Origin of the sequence: Cutibacterium modestum (assembly GCF_008326345.1) — a bacterium.
In the GTDB taxonomy this organism is placed as follows: domain Bacteria; phylum Actinomycetota; class Actinomycetes; order Propionibacteriales; family Propionibacteriaceae; genus Cutibacterium; species Cutibacterium modestum.
The window spans coordinates 511536-523579 of sequence record NZ_BJEN01000003.1 but is presented as its reverse complement, the minus strand read 5'-3'; the positions used below and the strand labels follow the sequence as shown (position 1 = coordinate 523579).

The 12044-nt window shown below is 60.4% G+C and carries 10 protein-coding genes and 1 pseudogene; 5 read left to right on the top strand and 6 right to left on the bottom strand.

Translation table 11 applies throughout. From position 1 onward, the window contains the following. Positions 1-38: 38 nt before the first annotated feature. From F1563_RS10880 to F1563_RS10870, 3 genes are all read left to right on the top strand, one after another. Entirely contained in the window at positions 39-1301 is a 1263-nt protein-coding gene (locus F1563_RS10880; protein WP_002528658.1) for a phospholipase D-like domain-containing protein, read from the top strand. Between the two features lie 130 nt (positions 1302-1431). Further along, complete coding sequence (locus F1563_RS10875; RefSeq protein ID WP_002528659.1) at positions 1432-1707, top strand: GlsB/YeaQ/YmgE family stress response membrane protein; 276 nt, start codon at positions 1432-1434, stop codon at positions 1705-1707. 383 nt (positions 1708-2090) lie between these two features. Further along, complete coding sequence (locus F1563_RS10870) at positions 2091-2381, top strand: PspC domain-containing protein (RefSeq protein ID WP_002528660.1); 291 nt, start codon at positions 2091-2093, stop codon at positions 2379-2381. A 550-nt stretch (positions 2382-2931) separates the two neighbouring features. On the opposite strand, the gene guaA is transcribed toward F1563_RS10870, so the two are convergent. Then, on the bottom strand, positions 2932-4485 hold the full coding sequence (gene guaA, locus F1563_RS10865; RefSeq protein WP_002528661.1) for a glutamine-hydrolyzing GMP synthase: 1554 nt from the start codon (positions 4483-4485) through the stop codon (positions 2932-2934). Positions 4486-4674: 189 nt separating this feature from the next. Between guaA and cysE the strand changes: the two genes are divergently transcribed. After that, the gene (cysE, locus tag F1563_RS10860; protein WP_036958435.1) at positions 4675-5247 is read left to right on the top strand and encodes a serine O-acetyltransferase; all 573 of its coding nucleotides are present in this window, start codon (positions 4675-4677) and stop codon (positions 5245-5247) included. 44 nt (positions 5248-5291) lie between these two features. Here the strand turns inward: cysE and F1563_RS10855 are convergent, their stop codons facing one another. The 5 genes and pseudogenes from F1563_RS10855 to F1563_RS14790 form a co-directional block, all read right to left on the bottom strand. Next, positions 5292-5585 (bottom strand): chorismate mutase, encoded by a 294-nt coding sequence (locus F1563_RS10855; RefSeq protein ID WP_002528663.1) that lies wholly within the window; start codon positions 5583-5585, stop codon positions 5292-5294. Positions 5586-5642: 57 nt separating this feature from the next. Further along, positions 5643-6746 carry a GuaB3 family IMP dehydrogenase-related protein gene (locus F1563_RS10850; RefSeq protein ID WP_002528664.1) on the bottom strand — a complete coding sequence of 368 codons (1104 nt, stop codon included), beginning with the start codon at positions 6744-6746 and terminating at the stop codon, positions 5643-5645. Between the two features lie 33 nt (positions 6747-6779). Further along, on the bottom strand, positions 6780-8294 hold the full coding sequence (gene guaB, locus F1563_RS10845) for an IMP dehydrogenase (RefSeq protein WP_002528665.1): 1515 nt from the start codon (positions 8292-8294) through the stop codon (positions 6780-6782). A 97-nt stretch (positions 8295-8391) separates the two neighbouring features. Next, positions 8392-9921 carry a polyprenol phosphomannose-dependent alpha 1,6 mannosyltransferase MptB gene (gene mptB / locus F1563_RS10840; protein ID WP_002528666.1) on the bottom strand — a complete coding sequence of 510 codons (1530 nt, stop codon included), beginning with the start codon at positions 9919-9921 and terminating at the stop codon, positions 8392-8394. Beyond that, positions 9921-10247: pseudogene (locus F1563_RS14790) on the bottom strand (hypothetical protein). Before F1563_RS14790 ends, mptB begins: the two are co-directional and overlap by 1 nt. Between F1563_RS14790 and F1563_RS10835 the strand changes: the two are divergent. After that, positions 10239-11924 (top strand): alanine/glycine:cation symporter family protein, encoded by a 1686-nt coding sequence (locus tag F1563_RS10835; RefSeq protein WP_172623702.1) that lies wholly within the window; start codon positions 10239-10241, stop codon positions 11922-11924. The pseudogene F1563_RS14790 and the gene F1563_RS10835 sit on opposite strands and share 9 nt — an antisense overlap. The last annotated feature ends 120 nt before the right edge of the window (positions 11925-12044 follow it).

Sequence of the window (12044 nt, the reverse complement as noted above, 5' to 3'; positions counted from 1 at the left end):
CTCACAGCCGGTGCACGGGGGCCCGGTACTCTGTGCACATGACCCGGATCCCTCGCCAAAGATTCACTGTTCGCCGCGCACTGCACTGGACAGCGGGCGGGGTGGTTGCCGCCCAGATAGCCACGATGGCAGGACTAGTCGCCTTTAACGGCATCAAACGACGAGGCCGGCGCCCATACCGTTTCCCCACTGCACCAGTGGAACCCCTCGAAGTGTCCGGCCATCAGGTCGAGATTTTCACATTCGGACGCGATCTTTATGCGGCGATGATCTCCGATGTCGAGTCAGCTCAACACACCGTCTACCTTGAGACTTTCATCTGGAAGAACGACAATGTTGGGCGCCGTTTCCGGCAGTCACTCGTGGAAGCGGCCGCCCGCGGGGTCAAGGTTTATGCGATGTGGGACACCTTCGCCAACCTCGTTGTAGGCCCACGGTTCTTTCGGCAACTCGAGGGGGTGCAGGTACGGGCCCAGCCTCTCGTCACCCCCTCATGGATGCCGACGCTGCGCAATCTGGGGCGAGACCACCGCAAGCTCCTCATCGTCGATTCCAAAGTCGCCTACATCGGCGGTTACAACATCGGCGCCCTCTACGCCGACCGCTGGCGCGACACCCATGCTCGTATTACCGGCCCCGCCGTCGGGGAACTCGAAAATGCCTTTGTCGATATGTGGAATCAGCGTCCCAAGGGAGCTCTGGCCCCCCGACGCAACCAACCCGTATTGCCATCCCCCGACGTGCGTTATTGGGATACCCCTTTCGCTGTGCATCGCAACTCCCCCCGAATGGCGGTCTATCCCATCCGGAACATGTACCTAGAGGCCATCGATCGCGCAAGTGAACGGATCTGGATGACCCAGGGTTACCTCATCCCCGATGACGATGTCATCGCGGCCCTCCACCAAGCTGCATCCCGCGGGGTTGACGTCAGGATCGTCATTCCGGCTGAATCGAACCATATCATCGCCGACTGGCTGAGCCGGGGTTACTACGAACGTCTTCTCCACCAGGGCGTGCGCCTATTCCTTTACCAGGGAGCCATGGTCCACGCGAAGACCTGCACTATTGACGGCATTTGGTCGACGATTGGCACGGCGAATCTCGACCGGTTATCCCTCCAAGGCAACTATGAGGTAAACGTCGCTATCACTGACCCCACCGTCGCCCAACGAATGGCCGAAATTTTCGAGATCGACGTGGCTAACTGCGTGGAACTGACTCTAGACGAATGGCAGTCACGCTCTCACGTAGCAAAACTCACTGAAGCTCTACTGTCGCCTTGGCGACCGTTTTTCTAAAATTCCGTCGGCAGCGTAACAAAATACATAACCCCTTGCCAAAGTACAGTTAACAATAGTCACATGTGTCCGTTTGTACAGAGTTTTCATCAGTTTCAGCGGTAACTGCTGGACGCGCTAGCCTTCCGTGATGAACAATAAATCCATGGGATTTATTGCATGGATTGTCCTCGGCCTCATCGCAGGCGCCATCGCTAAGGCCATCATGCCGGGTAAACAGGGCGGCGGTTTCCTCGTCACCCTTCTCCTCGGCGTTATTGGCGCGGTTCTCGGCGGCTGGCTCGGTTCCGTTATTTTCAACAAGCCACTCGGTAGCTTCTGGAGCCCCTGGACCTGGCTCATTTCGATCGTTGGCGCCCTCATTGTCCTGTGGATCTGGGGCATCATCACCAAAAAGAAGGCATAGTAGCCACCTGACCTACGCCCACTCCAGCGAGGCCTCATCATTGAGGGGGTCTCACTGCGCATCACGTGTACCGCCTCCCAGCGGTCGACGTCATCGTCAAGGACAGCGGGGGACGCTGGGGACTGCCTGCACCCCCAAATAAGTCCGCGGTAACCACGCCAATGCGCGTCGCCACTGCCACTACGAATTGCACCGCCCGGTCCTTCATACCGGACAATCACGCCCGGGGAGGCAGAAGCGACCGCGACGGACGTAGGCTTTTTTATTACCATGATCGACATCTCAGGGCTGGAGAACAGCCTTGGCGTGGCATCATGGATGAAAACCCACCAGTTGGGGAATCGACATAGCCGCGATCGCGCACGCCCCTTAGGAGGAATGACATGTCTAAGCTCACGCGCCCCAAAGAAGGCCGCATCATTGGCGGCGTCTGTCAGGGCATCGCCAACTCCCTTGATCTCGACCCCACCATCGTCCGCATCGTCGCAGCCCTCCTCATTCTCATAGCAGGTTCTGGACCACTCATCTACCTCGTCCTATGGGCAATCATCCCCGACGAGGGCAGCGGATCGAGTGTCGTTGCGGACTTGGTCAACAAGACTCATTCTCCGCGCAAGCCTGAAGGCACGCAAGGTTCCACCCCCAACGCTCCATTCGATCCCTACAAGGATTGACGGCCGCCACCAGCACGATCCCTGTCTAATCGGCACCCACCTCGCCACCCAACTACCTCCAGACACTTTTAACGTGTCGCGTAGGTCGTAGACGCAGGAAACAGATGTGTTGTCGCTAGCTATTCGGCGGGGCGAACTATGGTCGACAGCTTCCGTCTTATGCATCAAGAAGGCAGCGACGTAGCATATGGTGCTCTGAGACGCTGGCCCCGGCATGAGAAAACACACCTGCACGACTGCTCACGCTTGCGCAATGATCCCCGATCGCCCTTCCCGCAAGACAGCGCGCATCGGAGGGTGCCCGGAACCCCACCAGCACCGTCCGGGGTACACCGGACGGCCGGGGCTACAACGACCTCTGCAACCTCGCTCGGAAACATCAACGTGGCCGTACCGCCCTCGCGAACGACGCAACCTATTTGCAATGGAGCCCAGAGCTGTAACCGTGGATTCAACTAACACACCCGTCAACCCCGACGCTCCCAGACGACAGGGCCCGCACCGAAGACGGTGCGGGCCCTGCCACATTACATTCACAGCATGTCGGGGCTCACTCCCACTCGATGGTGGCCGGTGGCTTAGACGTGATATCAAGTACCACCCGGTTGATCTGCGGGCAGGCATTCGTAATACGGGTTGAGATCTTTTCCAGCACGTCAAAAGGAACACGCGCCCAGTCAGCGGTCATGGCGTCCTCGCTAGTCACCGGGCGAAGCACAATGGGCGAACCATAAGTGCGCCCGTCGCCCTGCACGCCCACCGAGTGAACGTCGCTGAGGAGGACAACCGGACACTGCCATACCTTACGGTCCAGGCCTGCGGCTCCCATTTCCTCGCGCGCAATGGCATCAGCGGTACGTAACACCTCCAGACGCTCTGCAGTAACTTCACCAACGATGCGGATGGCCAGCCCCGGGCCGGGGAAAGGCTGACGCCAGACGATGTCGTTGGGAAGGCCAAGTTCAAGGCCGACAGCTCGCACCTCATCCTTAAAGAGAGTGCGCAGCGGTTCAACGAGACTGAACTGCAAGTCATCGGGGAGCCCACCAACGTTGTGGTGGCTCTTGATATTGGCAGCACCCTCGCCGCCACCAGACTCAACGACATCCGGATACAAGGTTCCCTGCACTAGGAAGTCGATCGGCTGGTCAGCGTTGAGACGCTTGGCAACGTCCTCAAAGGTGCGGATGAACTCGCGTCCGATGATCTTGCGCTTGGCCTCAGGGTCGCTGATCCCCGTGAGGACGTCCAGGAAGCGCTGGGACTCGTCAGCCACCACCAAATCAGCGCCCGTGGCAGCGACGAAGTCATCCTTGACCTGCTCGGCCTCCCCCTTACGCAGCAATCCGTGATCGACGAATACACAAGTGAGCTGGTCACCCACAGCACGCTGCACCAGAGCCGCGGCGACAGCGGAATCAACACCACCCGACAGCCCACAGATGACGCGACGGTCACCAACCTGACCGCGAATTTGCGCGATCTGGTCGCCAACGATCGAGCTGGCTTTCCAGTCCGGACGACATCCGGCAACGTCAAAGAGGAAGTGCTCAAGCACCGTCTGCCCGGACTCCGTGTGGTGCACTTCAGGGTGCCACTGCACGCCAACAAGCTTGCGCTCCACGTCTTCAAACGCCGCCACCGGGGCGCCGGCGGTGCGGGCCAGCGTCGAGAACCCCTCCGGGGCACGGGAAACGGAATCGCCGTGGCTCATCCACACGCTAATGGTGTGGGGAATACGGGACAAAAGCTGACCCGAAGATGTAATGCACAGGCTGGTGCGTCCATACTCCGATGCTCCGGTGTGAGCCACCTGACCGCCAAGAGCCTGGGCCATCGCCTGAAATCCGTAACAAATGCCCATCACCGGCACACCAGCGTTAAACAGGGCAGGATCGACGCTCGGAGCGCCCTGTGCGTAAACCGAGGCCGGACCACCCGAAAGAATGATGGCGGCGGGTTCCTTAGCGAGCATGTCGCGCACTGGCATGTTGTGCGGGACGATCTCGGAGTAAACATTCGCCTCACGCACCCGACGGGCAATGAGCTGGGCGTACTGCGCGCCAAAGTCGACCACCAGAACGACGTCGTGGAGTTGTTCCATGAGGGCGAGTCTATGGCCCAAGACCCCACCCGGCGCCACTCACGGTACCCATATTGCCACGGATATCTCGTCAACCATGTGCCTAAATGACGCACAACGGCATCAACCCAACCATCCCCGTTGGCCGGAGGGTCACGGCTCGATATGGTTTTTACCGGCATTATTCACCGGCAGAACCAAGGTGGACATATGAGCACTGAGACAGCGGCCCTGCTCCAGACCTTCAAGCGATGTAAGGAACGCGTGATGGAGGACCTCGACGCCGCCATGCGCGAGGATCCCGCCGCAACCTCGAAAATCATGGTCGCCATCGCTTACCAAGGTGTTCACGCCATTTGGGCGCATCGCCTAGCCCACACTATGTGGGTCAAGAGCCCAGCGCTGCGACCATTAGCGCGGTTGTTGTCGCAATTGTCTCGTCATATCACCGGTATTGAGATCCATCCGGGAGCGACGATTGGACGCCGGTTCTTCATCGACCACGGCATGGGCGTCGTTATTGGTGAGACGGCTGTCATCGGTGATGACGTCCTCATGTACCATCAGGTGACTCTCGGTGGTCGCGCCCGCGGGCAGTTCAAGCGTCACCCCACGATTGGCAACCGTGTTCTCATCGGCGCCGGAGCCAAGGTCATTGGTGACATCACGGTGGGCGACGACTGCAAGATCGGCGCCAACGCCTTAGTCGTTAAGAACGTCGCCCCCGGCACGGTCGTCGTTGGGATCCCGTCGAAGGTGCACCAGGGCGACGTCATCGCTTGATCTGAGGTTCAGTTGTCCGAGCTGGGGCCCGCCTGCATCCGCCGCTAATCGTCGCCGTCAGCAATAGCCTCGTGGTGACGCACCACCTCGGCCACAATGAACTTAATGACCTTCTGCGCGAATTCGGGATCGAGGTTCGACTCGACGGCTAATTGCCGCAACCGCGCGATCTGCTCGGCCTCACGGTCGGGATCGGCCGGCGGTAAACCGCGCTCAGCTTTGAGGCGGCCTACCTCGCGAGTAATCCGGAACCTTTCGGCGAGCAGATGGATGAGGGCGGCGTCCATGTTGTCAATCGCGCCGCGCAACACGATCAATTCTTCGGGCACTTCGCTCATGGCCGAAGGCTAGCGATCCACCCGCTCACCGGAGCAACGTTCTGCCTCGTGGAACGGTTAACGAATCGTCAGCTCGATGCGCTGGAACTCCTTAACCTCCGAGTATCCAGTGGTGGCCATGGCCTGACGCAGCCCACCAACCAGGTTCATGGTGCCGTCCGGGACGCGGGAAGGACCATTGAGCACCTCGGCAAGGGTCCCCACCGGCTCAAAGTGGACCCGAGCACCACGCGGCAGGTTGGGGTGCCACGCCTCAGCGCCCCAGTGCCAACCTTTGCCAGGGGCCTCGGTAGCCCGAGCCAGTGGCGAACCGACCATGACGGCGTCAGCACCGCAGGCGATGGCCTTGGCGATGTCGCCAGAACGACCCACTGAGCCATCGGCGATGACGTGGACGTAGCGTCCCCCCGACTCATCCATATAGTCACGACGCGCTTCGGCAACGTCGGCGATCGCGGATGCCATTGACACCTGGATACCCAGCACCTGGCGAGTGGTGTGGGCCGCTCCTCCACCGAAACCTACAAGGACACCGGCAGCACCGGTGCGCATAAGATGCAAGGCGGCCTGGTAGGTAGCGCAACCACCGACGATAACGGGTACGTCGAGCTCGTAAATGAACTTACGCAGGTCCAGGACGTCGTCACCGTTGGCCACGTGCTCCGCCGACACCGTCGTGCCACGGATAACGAAAAAGTCCGCCCCGGTATTGACCACCGTTTCGGAGAAACGCGAGGCATTCTTCGGTGACAGCGACCCCGCCACTGGCACCCCAGCGGCCCGGATTTCAGCCATCCGTTCGGTGATGAGCTCAGCCTTGATTGGCTCGGCGTAAATCTCTTGCATCCGACGGGTGGTGGCGACATCGTCGCTCATACCAGCCAGCTCCTCGAGGTACGGAGTGGGATCCTCGTAACGGGTCCACAAGCCTTCAAGGTTGAGCACGCCCAGGCCCCCCAAACGCCCAAATTCAATAGCCGTCGCCGGGCTCATGACCGAGTCCATGGGGGCGGCCATGATCGGGAAGTCGAAGGTGAGCGCGTCGATGCGCCACTCCAGGTTCACCCTCTCGGTGCCACGGGTGCGCCGCGAGGGAATGAGGGCGATGTCGTCCAGACTGTAAGCCCGGGTGGCACGCTTGCTGCGTCCGATGTCGTACATGATTCCTTTCCTGCCGGATGTCCGGCTCGCCCGTCAGTGGACAGAGTAATTGGGGGCCTCAACCGTCATCTGAATGTCATGCGGATGAGACTCGCGCAAACCCGCCGAGGTGATACGCACGAAGCGTCCTCGCTCGTGCAACTCGTCGATAGTTCGGGCCCCGGTGTAGAACATCGACTGACGCAGCCCACCGACCAGCTGGTAGGCCACCGCGCCAAGCGGGCCGCGGTAAGCGACCTGGCCTTCGATGCCCTCCGGAATGATCTTGTCGTTAGTCGTGACATCGCCCTGGAAGTAACGATCTTTGGAGTAGGACAACTTCTCGCCACGCGCCGACATGGCTCCCATCGATCCCATGCCACGGTAAGTCTTGAACTGCTTGCCGTTGATGAAGGCGAGCTCGCCGGGGGACTCCTCACAACCAGCCAGTAAAGAGCCGAGCATGACGGCATCGGCACCGGCGACAAGAGCCTTGGCAATGTCACCGGAGTACTGTAGGCCACCGTCACCGATAACCGGCACGCCATATTGACGAGCAGCCTTGGAAGCTTCAAAGATGGCAGTCACCTGCGGGACGCCGACCCCGGCAACGACGCGGGTAGTGCAGATCGAACCCGGCCCAATACCAACCTTGATGCCGTCAGTACCCGCCTCGCACAGCGCTTTGGCGGCCTCATAGGTGGCGATATTGCCGCCGACAACGTCAACACCCTGGGCGGCTGGCTCGGCTTTCAGCCGGGCGATCATGTCAAGGACACCCTGGGTGTGGCCGTGGGCGGTGTCGACGATGATGAGGTCAACTCCTTCTTCGACCAGAGCCATAGCGCGGTCCCACGAGTTGCCGAAGAATCCGATTGCGGCACCTACACGTAGGCGTCCTTGCGGATCCTTGGTGGCATTGGGGTATTTATCGGCCTTGACGAAGTCCTTGAGGGTGAACAGGCCACGCAACTTACCGTCAGCGTCGACGAGCGGCAGCTTCTCAATCTTATGGGCAGCCAGCAGCGAAAGAGCGTCAGAGGGACTGGTTCCCACTGGAGCGGTAACGAGCGGGGCCGGGGTCATAACCTCGCGGATAGGACGCTGTGGGTTGTCCTCAAAGCGCATGTCCCGGTTCGTGACGATGCCAACCAGGTTTTCCCTGTCATCAACAACAGGCACACCTGAAATTCGGTAGGTGTGGCAAAGCTCTTCGGCGTCAGCCAAGGTGGCATTGGGGGAGATTGTGATGGGCTCGTCAACCATGCCTGCCTCAGAGCGTTTCACCTGATCGACCATGGCTGCCTGATCCTCAATGGACAGGTTACGGTGCAGGATGCCAAGGCCACCTTCACGCGCCATAGCGACCGCCATCCGGGTCTCAGTGACGGTATCCATCGCCGCGCTGACAAGCGGAATCGCGATGGAAATGTTGCGGGAAACCCTCGTCGTCGTCTTGACTTGGGAGGGAATGACGTTGCTCTCAACTGGCTGAAGCAGGACGTCATCGAAGGTGAGGGCTAGCGGTGCCAGCTCCTCAATCGTGGTCGGGCGGGAGTCCGAGGTCATGAGCCACCTTTCACCGGGATACTCGTCATCCTATCGCCGCTCGCATCGACGGTCCTCACCCGTGGCCTGGCCTGCCGTCTTGAGCGAGGCGGTCCCGTCAGCTCGCCGCTGTCACGAATGCCCTTGCTTTCGGAATCCGCCAGACGATGAAATATCCCACGATGACCAGCGGCAGGCACACATACGGCGACCAATACCACTGCATCATGGTGAGTATGACAGTAGCGACAACGCCACCAATGACGGCGTCGCGGTGGGTCCGCCGCAACTGAACTGAGGCGAGCAATGCCAGCGGACCAATGAGATACCAAGGCTGTAAGGACGCCCCTAGGGCGGCAAAGACGATCATCACGCCTGCTTGCAGCCGAAGGGGGCTGCCAATTTGGCCTGTAACGACGTTGTTCACGTTACAGCTACGCGATGCGACTCGGCCCAGTCGAATGTTGCAAGGCGGAATGGGGCCCCATCGCATCCAACACCAGATCATGGCAGCGACGGTGAGGGCCAGACTGACGCCGGTCGCCGGCCCAACTAGCCTGTCCAACGGAATGCCTCTGCTGCCTCGCAAAATCTGGACGACGAGCGCAATCGGAGAGTCGCTGGTCACTGATACCGGGCTACCTGCCGTACTGTTGAGCCACCCCAGACCTAACCCATGGATAGCCGAAATCCCGCCAAATACGGCCACGGCAGGAATTGCGCCTGCTGCGATGCGAGCGAGTAGCGCCGACCAGCAATTGCGAGTCGACCATTGATGGCCACCGTGGCGCACCGCATTGACGTGGACTAGGGCGACGACGCCAACCCCAGCTAGCACGCCGGGCTGCTTGACGCTGCCAGCCAGCCCGACGAGCGCCCCGCCAAGAACGAGCCCGAGCCAACCCCGGCCCGTCAAGGCCAGATGTGCGGCCGCAACGAGTGCGATAAGAGACAAACCCACCTGAAGTCCGTCATTGTGCATGCCCCCAATCACGCTCAACGTCATCAATGGGCAACACACCACCAGCCAAAGGGCGTGGTCCGGGTCGGTTCCGGCGTAACGTGCTAAGCGAGGGACAGCCCAAACCATGAGCGCAACGCCGATGACGGCGGGTACTCGCATAAGCATCATGGACCACAAGGGATCCGCGTGGCCAAGCTTCACCATGGCTGCCTGAATCCACAGTGACCCGGGGGGATACACCGCCGTCGTTTCTTGCCACGGCGTGTCAACAGCCTTGCCGAGAACTTCGGCCAGACCTTGCGGGACGAGGTATGGGTCCATCCCCTGGGTGAGAATCCAACCTTGAGCCGCGTAGGCCCATCCATCTTGGCTCAGCAGCGGCGGGCCAAAAAGCAGCGGCAACGACCACACGACCAGAGTCAGCACGCGGCGTCCCACGAGTTTGCGGGAACGCAACCACGCGATGATTATGGCAGCCAGACCTGTGATGCCGCTGACAGCCACTGCCACACCCATCGGACGCACATGCGCGGGGACCCCGCCATTCGGAGATCCCCAACCCGACAACGTCATCATGAGCGAGCCGACGAACCCCACCGTCAACACCTCAACCAGACGTTGCCAATCCGGTTGGCTATGCGCCAGGACAGACTGAAATTCGTCAAGGGGGGCGGTCGCGGTCATCACCACTTAGCGTAGGGGAATAACACAATCAGACGCCGCGAAGAAGCGCCAGTGTCGGAGGTTTGGGCCATGTGACACACCCAACCGCTAAAGTATTCAGGGCGGTTTTGCTCCGCCACAGGCGCGGCCCTGCCCGCGGTCATGGCGATGTGGGTGGCCGTACCCGCCGAGCCACTGGCGCCGGTGCGCGTTGAGATCGGCTGTCACGGATGGCTGGTGCCGGGCTTGGTGTCCCATGTCGTCAACGGATAGGACCCTTCGTGCCACTTGGCATCGTATTATCAAGCCTCGAGATCCTTACCCCAGCTCCACTGAGCTTGGATCAAACCATCGACAACTTCGTCTCCCCCATTGCTACCGCCATTTCTGGCGCGGTGTTCTGGGCTATCCCCATGCCGGGGGGAAATGAATTCCCGCTCATCCTGGCTTGGTTGCTCGGGGCCGGCATTTTCTTCACCATCTACCTGGGCTTTCAGCAGCTGCGTCCAGCATCGATCCGTCACTCCAGCCACGTGATGCGGGGCCACTTCTCCCGTCACACCGACCCTGGTGACGTCACCAGCTTCCAGGCCCTCGCAACCGAGTTGTCAGGCACCGTCGGCCTGGGAAATATCGCCGGTGTCGCCACCGCGATCGCAACCGGAGGGCCGGGAGCCTCGTTCTGGATTGCGGTAGCCGGGTTGGTCGGCATGAGCGTCAAAATGTCTGAGGCCACACTCGGGGTGAAATTCCGCATCATCAACGATGACGGAACCACCTCTGGTGGTCCGATGTACTACCTGCGTGACGGTCTTGCGTCGATCGGAAAACCCAAACTGGGCCGCGTCCTTGCTGCCCTCTTCGCCATCTGCACCACCTTTGGTGTCATTGGCGCCGGCAATATGTTCCAGTCCAATCAGGCTGCCTACCAGCTCGCGATGTTCGCCGGCGGTCAGAGCTCCTGGATTGGCACCCACATGTGGGTCGTTGGCCTAGTCTTCACGGTCCTCGTCGGGATCGTCATCGTCGGAGGTGCCTCCAAGATCGGCGCTGCGACCTCCAAGATTGTGCCGTTCATGGGCATCCTCTACGTCATCATGTGTCTGGCCGTTATTGGCGCCAACATCTCCCAGGTCAGCAGTGCCTTCGAGGCCATCTGGTCCGGTGCCTTCACCGGGCACGGCGTCGCTGGTGGGATCCTCGGAGTACTGATCGTCGGCGTCCAACGTGCCGCCTTCTCGAATGCGGCCGGGGTCGGTACCGCTGGTATCGCTCACTCTGCGGTAAAGACGCGTCGCCCGGCTCAAGAAGGCTTCGTTGCCATGTGGGAGCCGTTCATCGACTCAGTCGTCATTTGCACTATGACGGCCATCACCATCATCATCACTGGGGTTTACCGGAACGGTGGTGCCAATGGCGTGCAGATGACCACCCAGGCGCTGAAAACCGTTGCCCCGTGGTTCAGCTCCCTGCTGACGCTGGCTGTGGTGCTGTTCGCATTCTCGACAATGCTGTCCTACTCGTTCTACGGTAAAAAGGCTGTGGGTTACCTATTCGGCAACTCAGCCACTGCCGAGCGCATCTACAACGTGCTCTTCCTCATCTTGTTGGTAGTCGGGGCCGCAACAAATATGACCTCAATTCTTGATCTGGCCGACGCCATGCTCTTTCTCATGGCAGTGCCGAATGTGCTGGGAATGTACTTCCTAGCGCGCGTTATCGCTCGTGAGATCAAGGGGCACCGTGAGCGCGTCGATGCCGGAGTCATCCCGCAGGTCCCTGAGGATGCGCAGGTCGGCATGATGGTGGCCAACGACGCCACTCCAGATCAGCTCAAGAATGCAGATGCCGAATACGCCTTGCGTGCCGCAGCCCAAGATGCTCTTAGTGCGGAGCTTGGACTGGAGCACACTGCCCCCGATAGCGAACGCGACTACCTGCAGCACCTGCCGGAAGGCCATGAGATTTTCAACACCATGGACCGTGAAGGTAAACCGCTCAAAGACACGAGCTGTGGAGAGTAACGCTCCTCGGTCTTAAGGTCATGCATGATCAGACACCTCCGACGGCACACCTGCAACGGCCACAGCACCCCATAGCGACGGGCCCCAGAACCACGTGGTTCTGGGGCCCGTCGCCGATTA